This is a genomic window from Pseudomonas sp. A-RE-19, assembly GCF_019956555.1.
Lineage (GTDB): Bacteria > Pseudomonadota > Gammaproteobacteria > Pseudomonadales > Pseudomonadaceae > Aquipseudomonas.
Genome location: NZ_JAHBDQ010000001.1, coordinates 119,957 through 135,932, shown reverse-complemented (window position 1 = coordinate 135,932; position 15,976 = coordinate 119,957). Strand labels below are relative to the sequence as shown.

The 15,976-nt window shown below is 58.7% G+C and carries 18 protein-coding genes and 1 pseudogene; 18 read left to right on the top strand and 1 reads right to left on the bottom strand.

All coding sequences use genetic code 11. The annotated features are described in order from the left end of the window. The first annotated feature begins 3 nt into the window (after positions 1–3). The gene (locus KGB14_RS00660) at positions 4–393 is read left to right on the top strand and encodes an antiterminator Q family protein (RefSeq protein WP_223483651.1); all 390 of its coding nucleotides are present in this window, start codon (positions 4–6) and stop codon (positions 391–393) included. A gap of 92 nt (positions 394–485) precedes the next feature. Here the strand turns inward: KGB14_RS00660 and KGB14_RS00655 are convergent, their stop codons facing one another. After that, positions 486–1,796 carry a hypothetical protein gene (locus KGB14_RS00655; protein ID WP_223483650.1) on the bottom strand — a complete coding sequence of 437 codons (1,311 nt, stop codon included), beginning with the start codon at positions 1,794–1,796 and terminating at the stop codon, positions 486–488. Positions 1,797–2,123: 327 nt separating this feature from the next. On the opposite strand from KGB14_RS00655, the gene KGB14_RS00650 reads away from it, so the two are divergent. The 17 genes and pseudogenes from KGB14_RS00650 (at position 2,124) to KGB14_RS00570 (ending at position 15,927) form a co-directional block, all read left to right on the top strand. Further along, positions 2,124–2,468 carry a phage holin family protein gene (locus KGB14_RS00650; RefSeq protein ID WP_033061569.1) on the top strand — a complete coding sequence of 115 codons (345 nt, stop codon included), beginning with the start codon at positions 2,124–2,126 and terminating at the stop codon, positions 2,466–2,468. Positions 2,469–2,495: 27 nt separating this feature from the next. Beyond that, positions 2,496–3,227: a hypothetical protein gene (locus KGB14_RS00645; RefSeq protein ID WP_223483649.1), complete on the top strand. Its 732-nt coding sequence runs from the start codon at positions 2,496–2,498 to the stop codon at positions 3,225–3,227. A 180-nt stretch (positions 3,228–3,407) separates the two neighbouring features. Continuing rightward, entirely contained in the window at positions 3,408–3,953 is a 546-nt protein-coding gene (locus KGB14_RS00640) for a terminase small subunit (protein ID WP_223483648.1), read from the top strand. Continuing rightward, positions 3,916–5,970 (top strand): phage terminase large subunit family protein, encoded by a 2,055-nt coding sequence (locus KGB14_RS00635; RefSeq protein WP_223483647.1) that lies wholly within the window; start codon positions 3,916–3,918, stop codon positions 5,968–5,970. The genes KGB14_RS00640 and KGB14_RS00635 overlap by 38 nt, the downstream gene beginning before the upstream one ends. Further along, positions 5,958–6,167, top strand: coding sequence for a primosomal replication protein PriB/PriC domain protein (locus KGB14_RS00630; RefSeq protein ID WP_223483646.1), 210 nt, complete (start codon positions 5,958–5,960; stop codon positions 6,165–6,167). Before KGB14_RS00635 ends, KGB14_RS00630 begins: the two co-directional genes overlap by 13 nt. Continuing rightward, positions 6,164–7,699 (top strand): phage portal protein, encoded by a 1,536-nt coding sequence (locus tag KGB14_RS00625; protein ID WP_223483645.1) that lies wholly within the window; start codon positions 6,164–6,166, stop codon positions 7,697–7,699. Before KGB14_RS00630 ends, KGB14_RS00625 begins: the two co-directional genes overlap by 4 nt. Further along, positions 7,638–9,698 (top strand): annotated as a pseudogene (locus KGB14_RS00620) (ClpP-like prohead protease/major capsid protein fusion protein). The gene KGB14_RS00625 and the pseudogene KGB14_RS00620 overlap by 62 nt, the downstream one beginning before the upstream one ends. A gap of 66 nt (positions 9,699–9,764) precedes the next feature. Beyond that, positions 9,765–10,079 (top strand): hypothetical protein, encoded by a 315-nt coding sequence (locus KGB14_RS00615; protein WP_223483644.1) that lies wholly within the window; start codon positions 9,765–9,767, stop codon positions 10,077–10,079. Between the two features lie 23 nt (positions 10,080–10,102). After that, positions 10,103–10,462, top strand: a complete 360-nt coding sequence (locus KGB14_RS00610) for a hypothetical protein (protein WP_223483643.1) — start codon at positions 10,103–10,105, stop codon at positions 10,460–10,462. After that, positions 10,437–10,949: a hypothetical protein gene (locus tag KGB14_RS00605; protein WP_223483642.1), complete on the top strand. Its 513-nt coding sequence runs from the start codon at positions 10,437–10,439 to the stop codon at positions 10,947–10,949. The genes KGB14_RS00610 and KGB14_RS00605 overlap by 26 nt, the downstream gene beginning before the upstream one ends. Then, the gene (locus KGB14_RS00600) at positions 10,946–11,503 is read left to right on the top strand and encodes a phage baseplate assembly protein V (protein ID WP_223483641.1); all 558 of its coding nucleotides are present in this window, start codon (positions 10,946–10,948) and stop codon (positions 11,501–11,503) included. The genes KGB14_RS00605 and KGB14_RS00600 overlap by 4 nt, the downstream gene beginning before the upstream one ends. 56 nt (positions 11,504–11,559) lie before the next feature. Then, a complete protein-coding gene (locus KGB14_RS00595) occupies positions 11,560–11,775 on the top strand; it encodes a hypothetical protein (RefSeq protein ID WP_223483640.1) in 216 nt (71 codons plus the stop codon). A gap of 5 nt (positions 11,776–11,780) precedes the next feature. Then, a complete protein-coding gene (locus KGB14_RS00590; RefSeq protein ID WP_223483639.1) occupies positions 11,781–12,107 on the top strand; it encodes a GPW/gp25 family protein in 327 nt (108 codons plus the stop codon). Next, the gene (locus tag KGB14_RS00585; RefSeq protein ID WP_223483638.1) at positions 12,104–12,991 is read left to right on the top strand and encodes a baseplate J/gp47 family protein; all 888 of its coding nucleotides are present in this window, start codon (positions 12,104–12,106) and stop codon (positions 12,989–12,991) included. The genes KGB14_RS00590 and KGB14_RS00585 overlap by 4 nt, the downstream gene beginning before the upstream one ends. Then, positions 12,988–13,596 (top strand): phage tail protein I, encoded by a 609-nt coding sequence (locus tag KGB14_RS00580; RefSeq protein ID WP_223483637.1) that lies wholly within the window; start codon positions 12,988–12,990, stop codon positions 13,594–13,596. Before KGB14_RS00585 ends, KGB14_RS00580 begins: the two co-directional genes overlap by 4 nt. Further along, on the top strand, positions 13,589–15,373 hold the full coding sequence (locus tag KGB14_RS00575; RefSeq protein ID WP_223483636.1) for a phage tail protein: 1,785 nt from the start codon (positions 13,589–13,591) through the stop codon (positions 15,371–15,373). The genes KGB14_RS00580 and KGB14_RS00575 overlap by 8 nt, the downstream gene beginning before the upstream one ends. Continuing rightward, entirely contained in the window at positions 15,370–15,927 is a 558-nt protein-coding gene (locus KGB14_RS00570; RefSeq protein ID WP_223483635.1) for a DUF4376 domain-containing protein, read from the top strand. The genes KGB14_RS00575 and KGB14_RS00570 overlap by 4 nt, the downstream gene beginning before the upstream one ends. The last annotated feature ends 49 nt before the right edge of the window (positions 15,928–15,976 follow it).

The following is a 15,976-nucleotide window of genomic DNA, read 5'->3' as shown; positions in this document are numbered from 1 at the left end:
GGAATGATGATTCGCAAGCCGGCAGGCCGGCCATTGGGAGACACCGAATATCTGCTTGAGCAGTGGGGCTGGTGGAGAATGGATGGAGTGGCGGTGCCTGGTTACACGTCACCAACGTTAGCGCTTATGCGTCAAGCAGTGGCTCAACCAGCAGCAAGTAAGAGTTACTGCATTACTGATGACTGGGCTATTGCTATCGACAACGCGGTAGCCAAGCTCGCACTTCGAGACCAACAGATGGGCGACATTATCTGGCTTTATTACGGTTGCAAGTGGCCCATGGTGAGAGTCGGCAAGCATTACGGAGTCAGTGAAGGGAAGACTAGGGAGTTGGCTAGAGCGGGCGCTGCTTGGATCGATTGTGTAGTTTGCCCTTTATACGATGCAGCATAAACTTGGTGTTAATTCGGTTTAGCGTTCCAGCCATATCTGCCGAAAAAAAAGCACGGCAGATATTTGGCTGTAGTGCTGAATTTGTATTATTGTCAATAGCCGGCAAAGGCTGGGTAAGAAAATCGTAGACCTGATCTAGCATCATCGAGCCAGCGGAGCGAGTTTTCCAGTTCGTGCTTTTTAATAATGGCTTCTGCTAGATTAGCGTGCCCTAAAGCATAGAGTGAGATGAGAATATTATGTAGTGCGCTGGTTTTTTTGAATATGTGCATGAAGTAGATTTTAAGGTTGTCATTGAACTTCAAAGCGTTGTTTGCCTCTCTGGTATGGATTTCATAAATTGTATTGTAGTATTCTGCGAAGGTTGTATCTCTAGCGAAGTAGAATAAAGATTTGATGCCGGAAATGTAAGTCGCACAGGCTTCGTCAGCTACGACGTCCCATATGTTTTCTTTTTGATTTGCTCTAGAAAGAATTCTGGCAAGCATACTCTCTTTGTCGAATTTTATTTCCGTATAATCATCGTCAGGTGCTTTTTTAAAGTCCGGATTTTTTTTGATCCACTCATCGATAAAGAATAAAAGCTGCTGCTCGGTTATTCCCTTTAGCGGGAGAGGGGTACTTATAATTGGAGCTAGGCTGTAATGGCATTTAATTACATCAATCGCTTTTGAAAAATCTCTGTTTCCTAAGTTGTATTCAGCTTTAATCTGCTCTTTGATTTCTGTAAATTCCGCTTCTCGCCACTTTTCTGTGCGAGGTAATTTCTTTGCAATCTTAAAAATTTGTGGTCTTGAAAGTTTGGTGGTGAAAGTTCCTTGGTGATATTCAGTGCGCAGCCATCTACTTAGGTCGTGCAGCGTTTCTAGATTTTTTTCAAGCTCGTTGAATTTTTGCTTTAGAACTACAAAGTTTATAAGCGCTACGTCGGTCAGATGCTTTTGTGATGTGTTGCTAAATGGGTAGCGGAAAGTTTGGCCGGTTGGATCGACTTGTGCAATATCTAAGATTGTGGGTTCGATTTTTTTGTTGATGTCTGAGTACCTGCTGTCAACGATTTCGGACTGCGTTTGGAAGAAACTCCATATTATGCCGATGTCGTGTGAGCCAGACGAGTTGAATTGCAATGTCGTATTTTTTAATCCGGCAATTTCTATCAGCTCGTCTATTGCTCCTTTTAGTCTTAGTTCGACAGAGTGTCGCATGTTGAAGCAGACTGGGTATACAAACTCATCTACACTTAAAACGTTGCTCTCATCATTAAGTACTAGGTCTATCAAAATATTTGCAGCTTTGGAAAAGCCGATTGAATATTCTACGTAACTAGGGTTTCCGTTATCCCCTACGCAAGCGTTTGCCCAAATTGGGTCTGCTCCGCGAAAGGTCGGGTTTGTCTCAGTCATTAGCCTAGGGGTGTCCATTTTTAGGGAAGGGGGTCGAATCTCGACGTTATTCTAGTGTAGTGGCGTTAGGGTGGCATTTCTTGCGTTTGAGCGATTCAGGATGAAAAAAGCCTTTTCCGCGCGGAATAGATTTGTTTTTATACCAGCGTGAACTGCTGTGAACGCAGCGAGACGCTTTCAAAAAACCCGGCCATCGAGTCGGGTTTTTTGTACTTACTTACAAGCCCTGCCATTGAGCGGGGCTTTTTCGTTTTCGGCCCCATGCCTGGCTCTTTGCTCTGCGCGGATGACAGTGACATGGAGGCCGAACCTATTTGAGGACTACAGATGAGTACGGAGCATCAAGCTCTCGCCGATGTACCCCTTTGGCTGTTGATACTGTTAAGCATGGCGGGTTTGTCTGGGGAGATGCTGAGGGCATCAGGTAGCGATCTTGGACTGCGTCAGATCCTGCAGCGCGTGGCTTTGCGCTTTCTGGCATCTGGTCTTTTGGGTATGGCCACTTTGCTGCTCGCAATGGCCCTTTGGAACAACCTGTACCTGGCAGCCGGACTCGGCATAGTCATCGCGGTTATTGGTGCTGATGTTGCGGGCGGCCTCTACACGCAGTTTTTGGCAAGGAAGGCAGGTGTTAGCAGCCCATCGACAACGAACAATGTGCGCGATCAGTAAGGCCTTGAATGAGGGGAGGGCGATCCAGTGTTCAAAGTAGGCTTTGGATTGGATTCAGCTCCGCTTCTTTGGGAACTGGATGATATCGAGCAGCGACAGTTGCCGTATGTGCAGATGCTTGCAGCGACCCGACTGGCTCAGCGCGTCAAGAAAGGCATGCTGCCGGTGATGAAAGCTCGGCTTGATCGGCCGACCCCGACCACGATGAATAGCCTGTTTGTGAAGATGGCTCGCAAGGGCAAACCTGCCGAGGTGTACTTCAAGGACTCTTGGGCTTCAGGTGTTCCGGCGGACGCCTACCTGCAACAGGCCGTCAGTGGAGGCCTCCGCCCCCACAAGCGTTTCGAAAAGGCATTGATCGCTCGCGGCATCATGCAGGCCACCGAGTACGCGGTGCCCACTGCACCATTCATGAATCAATACGGCAACGTGTCACGCGGCACCATGACCAAGATCCTGTCGGGCTTGGGCGCGGCCGAGACGCGATCGGGCTATCAGGCCAATGCCAGTGGCAGCGCCCGAAGTAAGCGCAAGGGCAATGCTCATCGGTTCTTCTCCAGTGAGGTCGACGGCACGCGTGCGGTGTGGGAGCGCAAAACCAAGGGCGATGAAGTCCGTCCGGTCTTTGTCTTCAGTGCCTCGGCACCTCGTTACCGCACCATTTTCCCGTTCTTCAAGATCGCCGAGAACATCGTAAAGGCCCATCACTCGGCCGAGGTTGCGCAGGCATTCGCCGATGCTCGGGCGACGGCGCGGTGACTGGACGTCGAGGCCGCGAAATGTAGAAAAAAGGACCGCTTTTCGTGCGATTTCCGCTTGACAGGGGGGCCGGGGGGTAAACACAAAGGTACTCCCAGACCCCACCCCCATAGGGGGTAATTCGGGCCCCGCTTCTTCGCTATGTATGACCCATTTTCAGAGGTTGGTTGTTGTGTAGTTATGGCTAATCCATCGATCACTCGTAAGCCTGAATGGCTAAACAAATCCCGCATGGCTGAAAGCCTGGGTATCACGACTCAAGCCTTCGATAAATGGGGGGTCGTGGCGGTTGCCAAGATCGGTCGAGAGTCCTTTTATGACGTCCGGTCAGTGGTCGACAACCGCCTTCAACACCAAACCGGAAAGCAACAACCTGGCTCCGAAGAAGTCGATCCGCTGATTGGTTACAAGATCGATTGCGAGCGACTGCGGCTGACCCGTGAGCAGGCCGACGCCCAAGCACGCAAAAACAAGGTCGGCGACAAGGAGCTTGTCCCGGTCGGTTTCATGATCTTTGCACTGTCCAGCCTGTCGGCGCAGTTGGCATCAACCCTTAACACCATCCCCAAAAGCGTAAAGCGCAAGCACCCCGATATCGCCGTGCGTCACCTTGATGCTGTCGAGAACGAGATTGCCGTTACGCGTAACGCTGCTGTCGGGTTGGCTGACCGCATACCGGAGCTTTTGGATGAGTACATCGCCTCCTTGGATGAGGCCACTGGTTGACGCTGTCCGGCGCGGGCTGAAAAGCCTTCACAAAGATGCCCCGATGACGGCGGTCGAGTGGGCGGACGAATATTTTTACATGTCGTCGGAGTCCTCCTACGGGGAGGGCAAGTGGACGACCGAGGCCTTTCAGGTGCCCTTGCTTAACGCCATGGGCAATGACCTGATCGAAGAACTGAACCTGCTGAAGTCGGCGCGGGTTGGCTACACCAAGATGTTGGTGGCGAACATCGCCTACAAGATCGAACACAAGAAACGCAGCGTCTGCATGTGGAGTCCGACCGACGACGACGCCAAAGACATCATGAAAAAGCACGTCGACCCGATGATTCGCGACGTGCCGGTGATCAAGGCTCTGGCGCCCTGGTGCGGAAAGAAACACGGCGACAACACCCAAGAATCCAAGGTCTTTGAAAACCGCAAGGTGCTGTGGTGGCTGGGCGGTACCGCCGGCGGTAACTACCGGGAGAAAAGCCCGGATGAAGTCGGCTATGACGAACTGTCGAACTTTGATGAGGATATCGACGGCGAGGGGTCGCCGACCTTCTTGGGTGACAAACGTTTAGAGGGGGCGACTTACCCGAAGTCAATTCGCGGTTCCACGCCTAAGCTGGCTGGCACCTGCCAGATCACCCGGGCGGCCGAGGAATCGGCCTACCTGATGCGCTTTCACATTCGCTGTCCGCACTGCCGCACTGAGCAGACGCTGAAGTGGGGCGGGCCGGATGAGCCGTTAGGCATCAAGTGGCTGAAGGATGAGCGCGGCGAGGTCGTCAAGGCCTGGTATCTGTGCGAGTCCGGTCACGGCTGCACATTCGAACATCACGAGATGATCGAGGCGTCACGGTCAGGTCGTTACATCTGCGAGAAAACCGGTATCTGGACGCGCGACAGCATGGAGTGGTTCGAGGCGGACGACACGCCGATGCGCACCCCGCGCCGTCTCACGTTCCATATCTGGACGGTGTATTCGACCTTCACCACTTGGGTAAAGATCGCCGACGAGCGGGTCAAGGCCGGCAAGGATCGGGGCAAGCTCAAGACGTTTACCAACACCACGCTGGGCGAGACGTGGGAAGAAGACCAGACCGAGAAAGTCGATTGGGAATTGCTGCACGCCCGGCGTGAGGTTTACGCCGCCCAGGTGCCGCCGCGTGTTGTCGTGCTGACTGGCTCGATTGACACCCAAGACGACCGTTACGAATTGCGTGTATGGGGCTGGGGTGCTGGCGAAGAAGCGTGGCTGATTTATCGCAAGATTCTGTACGGCGATCCGTCGAGCGCGGTTCTCAAGCGCAAGGTTGGGCTTGAGCTGCACCGAATGTTCACCCGTGTTGACGGTGCCGTGATGCGGGTTGAGCGTTGGTGCTGGGACTCCGGCGGCCACCACTCGGACGCTGTGCGGGCCGAAAGCCGCAAGCATGGCGTTCATTGGGTGATCCCGATTTTCGGGGCAAGCACCTACGGCAAGGCGATTGCGAGCTTCCCGCGTCGCAAGGAAAAAAAGTCGAAAACCTACCTTACGGAAATTGGTACCGACAACGCCAAAGAGGTGATCTACAACCGCCTCAAGCTACAGCCGGACGGCAATCGACCGGTGCCGGGTCTGGTGCATTTTCCTGCCGACGACCAGATCTGCGACGGCGACGAGCTGAAGCAGCTCACCAGTGAAACCAAGAAATGGATCATGGCCCGAGGGCGCCGCGTGCTTCGCTGGGATGCCAGCAAGAAGCGCAACGAGGCGCTCGACTGCTTTGTGTACGCCTTGGCGGCGCTGCGGATCAGTCAGGAGAAATTCGGCCTCGATCTGGAGTATCTGGCGCGGCAGAACTCGGCAGCGAGTGATGAGGGCGAGCTGGACGAACCAGACGAGCCAGACGAATCGATCGACCTTGACGAGCCACAAGCACCGGCCCCCGCGCCGGAGCCTGAGCCAGCCCCGATCAAATCTCAACCAGACCACCAGCCTGCCGCCGGCGGCTGGATTGATACAGGAGCGAGCGCATGGCTGCGTTAACACCTCAGGAAATGCTTGATAAGTACATGCAAGCCGAGGCGGACGTGCTGGCCGGCAAGGACGTGCAGTTCAACGGCCGGCGTGTCGTCATGGCGGATCTGCCGCAAATCAGACAGGGCAGGGCGGAATGGGAACGCCGCGTGGCCCAGGCACAGCGCGGAGGCCGCCCGGCGTATTCCCTGGCGTCGTTTGAATGAACCTGCTGGATAAGGCCCTTGCGCCGCTGTTCCCGGGTTTTGTCGCTGAGCGGTTGCGTGCGCGTAACGTGATCATGGCGTTTGAAGCCGCCACGGTGACACGCACGCACAGGGCCAAGAAGCAAACCAAAAGCGCTGATGCCTCACTGAACAAAACGCTGAAATCGTTGCGTGAGCAGTGCCGCAAGCTTGACGAAGACCACGACATTGTCACGGGGCTTTTTGATCGTCTGGAAGAACGGGTGGTGGGTGGTCCGGGTATTGCGGTGGAGCCGATTCCGCTGGGGTACGACGGCACGATCCACGCCGCGTTTGCGGCGGCGATCAAGGCGCTGTGGGGGGAATGGTCGCTCACGCCTGAGACGTCCGGGGAGCTGACCCGGCCGCAAATGGAACGGCTGATGTGTCGCACCTGGCTGCGTGATGGCGAGGGATTGGCCCAGATGCTGATGGGCAAGGTGCCCGGTTACGACCATCTGCACGGCGTGCCGTTTGCGCTGGAGCTGCTGGAGCCGGATTACCTGCCGATTGACTACACCGACCTGTCCAAGGGCATCGTCCAAGGCGTCGAGCGCAATGCATGGCGTCGCAAGCGGGCTTACCACCTGTTTAAGGGCCATCCCGGGGATCAGCGCGGCATCTTCGCGCAGAACACCAAGCGCGTACCGGCCGAGCAGATGATTCACATTGCGCACCGTAAACGCATTGGTCAGAACCGTGGCCAGCCGCTGCTCCACGCGGTGTTGATCCGCTTGGCGGATATCAAGGATTACGAGGAAAGCGAGCGGGTCGCGGCGCGGATCAGCGCGGCGTTGGCCATGTACATCAAGAAGGGGCTTCCTGACGATTACATTCCGCCGGCCGAAGGTCAGGTGCGCGCAGAGCGAACCTTTCCGATCGCGCCGGGCATCGTGATCGACACGCTGCTGCCCGGCGAAGACGTCGGGATGATCGAGAGCAACCGCCCAAATCCCTTCCTTGAAGGATTCCGCAATGGCCAGCTCAAGGCCGTCGCGGCGGGTACTCGCGGTACGTATTCCAGTGTGGCGCGCAGCTACGACGGCACTTACTCGGCTCAGCGTCAGGAACTGGTCGAGGGCCAGCTGGGTTACGACCTGCTGCAGCACGAATTCATCGACTACTGGTGCCGTCCGGTTTATCGCAAATGGCTCGAAATGGCGATTCTGAGCGGTCAACTGGTTGTGCCTGTCGATGTTGATCCGCGCACGATTTACGGCGCGTTTTATCAAGGCCCGGTAATGCCCTGGATCAATCCGGTGCATGAGGCTACGGCGTGGAAACTTCTGGTTGAGGCCGGCTTTGCAGATGAGGCCGAGGTGGCCCGATCGCGGCAGCGCAACCCTTCAGAACTCAAGGCGTCGCGCAAGGCGGAAATCGCCGCGAACCGCGAGAGCGGGCTGGTGTTTAGCTCGGACTACTACCACCAAATCTACGGGAAGAATCAGCCCAATGATGACGAAAAACAACGGGCCGCTGATGCGGCCACGGGCATCGATAAGCCCGACGAATAAGCCAGAGGAAAGCTGGTACTCCATTCGCGCCGCGTCGCGGGGCGTGGCGGAAGTCATGCTCTATGACGATATCGGCGCCTGGGGAATCTCGGCTCGCCAGTTCGCTCGCGATCTGGCAGCGCTCGGTGACGTGTCACAGATCAACCTGCGGATTCATTCCGGCGGCGGTGACGTGATGGATGGCACGGCCATGTACAACATTTTGCGCGGCCATTCGGCCCGCGTAGAGGTGTACATCGACGGTATGGCTGCTTCGATGGCCAGCGTGGTCGCGATGGCGGGTGATGTGATCTACATGCCGGCCAACTCCATGATGATGATCCACAAGCCCTGGGGTGGGCAGATTGGGGATGCCGATGACCTGCGCGAATACGCCGATTTGCTCGACAAGGTCGAGGGCACGTTGGTGCAGGCGTATGCGCGCAAGACGGGCAAGTCTGCCGAGGAAATCGCAGCAATGCTCAAGGTAACAACGTGGATGGACGGAAACGAAGCGGTGGCGGCCGGCTTCGCGGATCAGGTGTTAGAGCCTATCAAGGCCGCCGCACAACTCAATTCGAAACGCCTGGAGGAATACACCAGCATGCCTCAACAAATGCACACCTTGATGAATCCGCGCGGTTCGATTCCTGCACCTGCACCTGCACCTGCACCTGCACCTGCACCTGCACCTGCCCCGGCGCCCGTTAACCTGACGGCTGACCAGATCCGCGCTCAGGCGCTGGCGGATGATGTGGCCCGTCGTGGCAGCATCGTGGCGGCCTTCGGCGCTTTCGGCGAGGCCCATGCGCAGTTGCTGCGCACTTGCCAGGATGACGTCAGTTGCACGGTCGCACAGGCTCGCGAGCAACTGCTGGCCGCCATGGGCGCGGCTACCACTCCGACCGCCGGCATTCGTCACCCGGGCCACGTCGGCAACGGCAATCTGGTGGGTGATTCGGTGCGGGCTTCCCTGCTGGGCCGCCTCGGCATCGAAGAAAACCAAGCGGATAACGCTTACAACCACATGACCCTACGCGAGCTGGCCCGTGCATCCTTGGCCGATCGCGGCATTGGTGTCGCGAGCCTGCGCCCGATGGACATGGTCGGTCTGGCGTTTACCCACGATACCAGCGACTTCGGCAATATCCTGCTGGATGCCTCGCACCGCTCGTTGCTGGCAGGCTGGGAAGATGCCGAGGAAACCTATCACCTTTGGACTCGCCAAGGCCGTTTGAGCGACTTTAAGGTGGCCAACCGCGTCGGCCTCGGTTCCATGTCGACTCTGCGTGAAGTTCGCCCAGGTGCTGAATACAAGTACATCACCCTCGGCGACACCGGCGAGACGATCCGTCTGGCCACCTACGGCGAGATTTTCAGCATCAACCGTCAGGCCATCATCAACGACGACCTCGACGCCCTGAGCGCAATCCCGCGTCTGATGGGGGCCGCGGCTCGCGCAACGATCGGTGATCTGGTGTATGACACCCTGATCAACAACGGCAAGATGAAGGACGGCAAGCCGCTGTTCGACGCCTCGCGCAAAAACCTGTTCACCGGTGCCGGTTCGGCGCTGTCGATCGCGGCGATGAGCGCGGCAAAAACCGCCATGGCGTTGTAGAAGGGCAAGCCCGCCAAAGAAGGCGAGAAGACCCGCACGCTGAATGTGCGTCCCGCCTATCTGCTGTGCCCGGTCGCGCTGGAAGATCAGGCCAATCAGTTGATCCGCTCGACGTCGGTACCGACCGCGCAAGTCAACGCCGGTGTGGTCAACCCGATTCAGAACTTTGCCCAGGTAATCGGCGAGCCGCGTCTGGACGACAATTCGTCGTCGGCCTGGTATCTGGCTGCGAAGCAAGGCAGCGACACCATCGAAGTGGCCTATCTGGATGGCGTTGATACGCCGTACATCGACCAGATGGAAGGCTTCACCAGCGACGGTATCGCGACCAAGGTGCGCATCGATGCCGGCGTGTCCGCGCTCGATGCGCGCGGCCTGAACAAGTCTGCCGGCGCGTAATTTGCGACCACCCCATGACCCCGCCCAGTGCGGGGTTTGTTGTTTCTGGACAGGAGAAAATAGGCTATGGCCACGAACTATGTAAGTACCGGTGAAACCACTACGTTGCCGGCTCCCACCGGTGGCTCTGCCGCCGGCGTACCGCAGGTGATCAATGATCTGGCGGTGATGCCGATGGGCACCGGCCCCAAGGGCACCATGATTGTGTACCGCACTTCTGGCAACTGGAGTGTTCCGGCGGATGCCGCGCTGAAAGCCGGCATGAATGCCAGCGTCAAGGCGGGTGCCCTGGTGCCGGCCGGCACTGCTGATTCGGCGCCCTACGGCAAGCTGTTGGCCGATACGGTCGGCGGCTATGCCGAAGTGCTGATTGTTCAGTAATGCCGGGCGCTCGTTTTCGGGCCTTGGCTGATCGTACCGATGCGCTGTTGGTGGCGCGTCTGGGCGATCCGGCGATTCTGGCCGACGGTCGCACGGTTTACGGCGACTTCACCTCGCCTTTTGTCGGCGCCGAAATCGGCGGCGGCAAGGCCGGATCTGCGCGCTTGGGCTCGGCCATCAACGCCGATGCGGTGCTTGAGCCGAATCTGAATGCGCGGACGGTCGACGTGCAGGACGTCAAAAAGGGCGACTTTCTTACCATCGACTTGCCGGCCCATTTGGGCGGTGGCCGCTACAAGGTCAGCCGCGTGAAGCCTGACGGTACGGGCATGGTCGATCTGGTGTTGAGTGTGGGCAATGAGCGAACTGACGACATTACATGAGGCCATCACCCGCACGATCAGCGCGGCCATGCCGAGGTTCCTGCACGTCGAGCAATTCCCCGAGCTGGGTTCCGAGGTACGGACCCCGGCGCTGTTGTACGGGCTGACGGACATGACCCTTGGTACCGATCGCGGCGAAGGTAAAACGGCGCTGATCGGCCGTTTTCAGTCGTGCATTCTGGTCGATGCGACGCGCAAAAAGGCCTCGCTACAGGCGGCCATTCTGGCGTCTCAAATGGCCGCGATTCTGAATTACCAGATGTGGGATCTGGATTTTGTCACCGGCCCGCCGGAGAACATCCACGCCCAGCCCGAGGCGCCGACGCAAGACCTTGAACAGTTCGTCATGTGGTCGGTGCAGTGGACGCAAAACTTCGAAGTCGGAGAGCTTGAGTGGCCGTGGCCGGACGAGCCGCCGGGATCGATGATGTTTGGCCTCAGTGGCGATTCGGAAGGCGAGTTTTTCCCGCCGGAGACGCCGCCATGAGTTTCGCCCTAGGTGAGCATGACCGCATGATCGCGGCCATGTTGATGCCGTGCGTGGTAGTGGGGGTGGATCTGGCGGCGGGGGCTGTGCGGGTGTCGAATGGTGAGTGGACCAGTGCCTGGGTGCGCTGGCACAGCCTCGCGGCTGGTAAGGCGCGGCACTGGCGATCGCCGAGCCTGAGCGAGCAGGGGGTGCTGTTCAACCCCAGCGGTCAGGCTGGCATGGGCACCTTCATTCCGGGGCTGTACGGGAACGCCGGCGCCCAGCCGGACAACCGCGACCACGTTGAGGTCTGGCGTTTTGATGATGGTGGTTCGCTGGTCTACGACTGGCAGGCCAAGAGTTACACCATCACCCTGCCGACCGGCACGGTGACGATCAAGGTAGGTAGCACGGAGGTCGTCGTTACGGATAACGCGGTGACGGTGAAGTCTGGAACGATCGACCTTGAGGGGGCAGTGAACATCAAAGGCCCGTTACGCGTAACAGGCAACATCGACGGAGCTGCGAACATCCTGGCCGCCGGCAATAGCGACAACCACCACACGCATTAATCAATCATTCATCCGGCCCGCCAAGTGCGGGCTTTTTTTGTGCCCGGAGGAAACCCATGGCCAAGACCGCTGCAACACCCGTCGACGATCAAGCGCCGGCGGCGGATCTGCTGCTGAAGTTCCGCGACAAGCTCTTTACCTCGCGCACCCTGTGCATCCCCGGAACAGAGCGCACGCTGCCGGTGGCCAAGACCATTGTCGAGGTGTCGGCATCCGATGAGCAGGCTGTCAGCTACCTGAAAACCCATCCCGAACTTGAAGCCCTGGAGTGACATAGATGATCGGAATGGATCGCCACACCGGCCAACCCATTTCCGGCATCGCGCATGTGCTTCAGGCCATCCCCGACATTCTCGGCACGCCGCTGGGTAGTCGTCGGGAGCGCCCGGACTACGGCAGCAAGCTGCGCACCTACGTGGATTTGCCGGTAAACGCCGGCTGGAAAAGCTCGGTGCAGGCAGAGGCGGCGCGCGCGATCGGCATGTGGGAGCCGCGTGTGAAGCTGGAAAGTGTCCGCGTGGTGGCCGTGCTGGGCGGGAGAATTGATTTGGTTGTTGCCGGCGAGTACCTGGGCGACAGCTTTATGGTCGAGGTGAGCGCATGAGTATCTTGGATCTGTCAGCGCTGCCGGCGCCGGACGTGCTGGAGCCGCTGGATTATGAGCTGACCTATGACGACTGCCTGAGCATCTTTCGCGGGCACATGGGCGACAACTGGACGGCCAACCTGGAGTCCGATCCGGTGGTCAAGCTGCTGGAGGTCGGAGCCTATATCAAGCTCGGCAACCGTGCCCGGGTCAACGACGCGGCCAAGGCGCAACTGTTGGCCTATGCGACCGGGAGTGACCTCGATCAGCTTGGGGCCAACGTCAATCTGCCGCGCCTGGTGATTCAGGCCGAGGATCTGACGGCTGTGCCGCCAGTGCCCGAGGTCATGGAAGAACATGACCCCTACCGCGAGCGCATCCAGTTGGCCTACGAGGGGCTGACCACGGCCGGGCCGCGTAACAGCTACATCCTGCACACGCGCAACGCCTCGGGGTTGGTGGCCGACGCCACCGCCGAAAGTCCGGCGCCGTGCAACGTTACGGTAACGGTGCTGAGTACCGAGGGTAAGGGTGAGGCCAGCGCCGAGCTGCTGGCCATCGTCGCGGCGGCATTGGACGACGAAGACACCCGCCCGGTCGGTGATCGGGTCAAGGTGCAAAGTGCGGAAATCCTCGACTACCGCATTGACGCGATTCTGCATATGAGCAGCGCCGGCCCGGAAGGTGATGCCAGTCTGGCGGAAGCCACCCGGCGCCTCGCGGCGTGGATCAATCCGCGTAAACGGCTGGGGGTCGAGGTGGCGCGGTCGGCCGTGGACGCCCAGTTGCACGTTGCCGGCGTTTCGCGGGTCGAGCTGCCCGGATGGGTTGATCTGGCACCTACGAAGGCGCAGGCGGCTTATTGCACGGGTTACGGCGTGACGATGGCGGGGGCGACATGAGAAGCCTGCTGCCGAGCAATAGCACGCCACTGGAGCGGGCAATTGAGGCGGCTTTCTATGAGCGCACCATTGTCCCGCTGCGCACGCTGTACAACCCCGACACCTGTCCGGTTCATCTACTGCCGCATCTGGCGTGGGCCTGGTCGGTCGACCGCTGGGATTACCGGTGGTCTGAGGTGACCAAGCGCGCCGCGATCAAGGCATCGTTCTACATCCACAAGCACAAGGGCACGATCGGCGCGCTGCGTCGGGTGGTCGAGCCGCTGGGTTATCTGATCGAGATTGTCGAGTGGTTCAAGACCGTGCCCGAAGGCGTGCCGGGCACCTTCGCGCTGAAGGTCGGGGTTCTGGACACCGGGATTACCGAAGAAATGTATCAGGAGCTGGAGCGCCTGATTGACGACGCCAAGCCGGTCACCCGGCACCTGACCGGGCTGGCAATCAGCCTCGAAACTCAAGGCAATCTGAACATCAGTGTTGCCCTGTACGAAGGCGACGAAATCGACGTCTACCCGCCGGTGATGCGTGACATCGAGGTCACGGGCCGCTTTGGCGTGGTGGGGCGCGAACACTCCATAGACACCCTGGACGTTTACCATGATTGATGCGAACTCGCAGTTTTTCGCCATCCTCACGAACCTGGGCATGGCCAAACAGGCGAACGCCGATGCGCTCGGCATTCCCTGGAAGATCACCGAAATGGGCGTGGGCGATGCCAATAACACCGACCCGATCCCCAATGCCTCGCAAACCACGCTGATCAACGAATGGCGACGCCGGCCGCTGAATCAACTCAAGATCGACCCAATCAACCCGGCAGTACTGATCGCCGAGCAGATTATCCCGGCGGATGAGGGCGGGAAGTGGATTCGCGAAATCGGCCTGTACGACGCGGACGGCGATCTGGTGGCGGTGGCCAACTGCGCGCCGAGCTTCAAACCGATCCTGTCGCAAGGCTCGGGCCGCACGCAGATTGTGCGGATGAACTTCATCGTCACCAGCACCGGCAACATCACGCTCAAGATCGATCCGGCGATTGTGCTGGCCTCGCGGGCCTACGTCGACGCGGCCATTCTGGAGGTGCTGCCGAAAAACAAGACTCCCGGGGAATGGACTCGGGTCAAGACCAACGATCGCGGGATTGTGGTGTCGGGTGACAACCCGAGCACGTTGGCCGGGATGGGGATCACGGACAGCTACACCAAGGCCCAAATCGAGGCGATGATTGCGCAGGCTTCGGCGCTGCCGGTGGGCAACATTACCGCGTTTCCGTTGAACAAGATCGCGCCCGGGTTTCTTGAGCTGGATGGCAGCGTCAAAAGCATTGCGGTTTATCCCGATCTGGCGGCCTATCTCGGGACGGCCTTCAACAAGGGTGACGAGGGCGCCGGTAACTTCCGCCTGCCGGAATCGCGTGGTGAGTTCCTGCGCGGCTGGGATCATGGTCGCGGTGTTGATGTGGGGCGTGTGTTGGGCAGTTGGCAGGCCGATGAAAACAAGGCGCATGCTCATGCCACCGATTACGAGTTGGTGAATGACACATTCGCACCGGGAGCGACTTCAAGGTTTTTTGTTCAAGACTTTAACGCCTTGAATAACGTTCAAACAAAAGCCTCTGGCGGTGTCGAGTCGCGCCCGCGCAACTTGGCAGTCATGTGGTGCATCAAGGCCTGGAACGCGCCAATCAATCAGGGAAACATTGATATCGCTGCGCTGGAGCAGTTGGTTATCAGCAATGCCCCCGGTCGCTTACTCGGTATTCGTCGCATCCGCACTACTCAGGTTTATAACGCGACGCTCGGCACCAACAAGATCCGGGTTCGCGGCGAGGGTGCTGGCGGCGCGGGCGGTGGAGCCTACTCGACGGCGGCGGGGCAACTTTCGGCAGGCACTGGTGGGGGCGCTGGGGCTTATTTCGATACTTGGATCACCGGCGGTTTCGACGGTGCGCTGGTGACGATTGGTAAGGGCGGAGTAGGCGCCTTGCTTAGCAGGGGCGGCAATGGTGGCGCTACATCATTCGGTTCCTTCGCGACTGCGCCCGGCGGATATGGGGGCGGCTTGACCACCAACACGGCGCCGCCCATCTACTTGGGGCGCTCGCCAAACTCTGAGTTCGCGACCGGGGGCACACTTTCAAACGCCTGGGGGCAGGGTGGCGGCGGCGTTATTGGCCCTAGCCTTAGCTTTGCGGTGTCCGGGGAGGGTGGCGCCAGTCGTTGGGGGGCTGGTGGGAACTCTATCGGTGCGAGCTCCAGTGGTGTTCCTGCGGGTATGCCGGGCGCTGGCGGCGGCGGTGCGCTCGCGCTGCAATCCTATCCGGCGCATTTGAAAGGCGGTGACGGTGGCGATGGTTGGGTAGAAATTGAGGAGTGGACATGAGTGCTTATGTACTGCTGATAGGCGGCGAAGTGTTCGAGCAGATTGAGACGGACGGGGATATCTCGAAAATGTATCACTCGTCCATGGTCTGGGTATGTACCGACGGCATTGAGCCGCCACCTTCGGTTGGCTGGAAGACTGAAAAGGTCGACGGAGAGTGGCAATTCTCGGCACCTGATGCAGTTAACGTGACACCTGAGCAGCTGGCCGAAACTGTCGCCGCCGAGCGCTTCGCGCGCGAGGGGACCGGCGTGACCGTCAGGGGATTGGCTGTCGAAACAACTCGCGACAGCCAGGCGCTAATCGCAAGTACCGGACTATCTGCTGTCCTTGATCCTGAATACCGCTGCAACTTCAAGACGATGACGGGCTTTGTCGAGATTGGATCTGCGCAAATCATCGCGATCGCCAAGGCGGTTCGGGCGCACGTCCAGGCCTGCTTTGATCGCGAGCTGACATTGCTGCGTGCGATCGAGGCGGGCGAGTATCACGAAGACATGCTATCCGAAGGCTGGCCGAATTCATCGCCGCCAGATCCTGCGGATCTGCAATAAGCGCCCTGCACTGACGGGGCGTTTTCTTTTCCGTTACGCGTAACACGAA

What these genes read in the sequence shown, in the direction of transcription:
- KGB14_RS00630 (WP_223483646.1), top strand. Translation starts at nt 5,958, where the DNA reads ATGGCTGCGTTAACACCTCAGGAAATGCTTGATAAGTACATGCAAGCC.
- KGB14_RS00580 (WP_223483637.1), top strand. Translation starts at nt 12,988, where the DNA reads ATGAGAAGCCTGCTGCCGAGCAATAGCACGCCACTGGAGCGGGCAATT.
- KGB14_RS00600 (WP_223483641.1), top strand. Translation starts at nt 10,946, where the DNA reads ATGAGTTTCGCCCTAGGTGAGCATGACCGCATGATCGCGGCCATGTTG.
- KGB14_RS00575 (WP_223483636.1), top strand. Translation starts at nt 13,589, where the DNA reads ATGATTGATGCGAACTCGCAGTTTTTCGCCATCCTCACGAACCTGGGC.
- KGB14_RS00590 (WP_223483639.1), top strand. Translation starts at nt 11,781, where the DNA reads ATGATCGGAATGGATCGCCACACCGGCCAACCCATTTCCGGCATCGCG.
- KGB14_RS00660 (WP_223483651.1), top strand. Translation starts at nt 4, where the DNA reads ATGATGATTCGCAAGCCGGCAGGCCGGCCATTGGGAGACACCGAATAT.
- KGB14_RS00650 (WP_033061569.1), top strand. Translation starts at nt 2,124, where the DNA reads ATGAGTACGGAGCATCAAGCTCTCGCCGATGTACCCCTTTGGCTGTTG.
- KGB14_RS00655 (WP_223483650.1), bottom strand. Translation starts at nt 1,796, where the DNA reads ATGACTGAGACAAACCCGACCTTTCGCGGAGCAGACCCAATTTGGGCA.
- KGB14_RS00635 (WP_223483647.1), top strand. Translation starts at nt 3,916, where the DNA reads ATGAGTACATCGCCTCCTTGGATGAGGCCACTGGTTGACGCTGTCCGG.
- KGB14_RS00640 (WP_223483648.1), top strand. Translation starts at nt 3,408, where the DNA reads ATGGCTAATCCATCGATCACTCGTAAGCCTGAATGGCTAAACAAATCC.
- KGB14_RS00585 (WP_223483638.1), top strand. Translation starts at nt 12,104, where the DNA reads ATGAGTATCTTGGATCTGTCAGCGCTGCCGGCGCCGGACGTGCTGGAG.
- KGB14_RS00595 (WP_223483640.1), top strand. Translation starts at nt 11,560, where the DNA reads ATGGCCAAGACCGCTGCAACACCCGTCGACGATCAAGCGCCGGCGGCG.
- KGB14_RS00570 (WP_223483635.1), top strand. Translation starts at nt 15,370, where the DNA reads ATGAGTGCTTATGTACTGCTGATAGGCGGCGAAGTGTTCGAGCAGATT.
- KGB14_RS00625 (WP_223483645.1), top strand. Translation starts at nt 6,164, where the DNA reads ATGAACCTGCTGGATAAGGCCCTTGCGCCGCTGTTCCCGGGTTTTGTC.
- KGB14_RS00615 (WP_223483644.1), top strand. Translation starts at nt 9,765, where the DNA reads ATGGCCACGAACTATGTAAGTACCGGTGAAACCACTACGTTGCCGGCT.
- KGB14_RS00605 (WP_223483642.1), top strand. Translation starts at nt 10,437, where the DNA reads ATGAGCGAACTGACGACATTACATGAGGCCATCACCCGCACGATCAGC.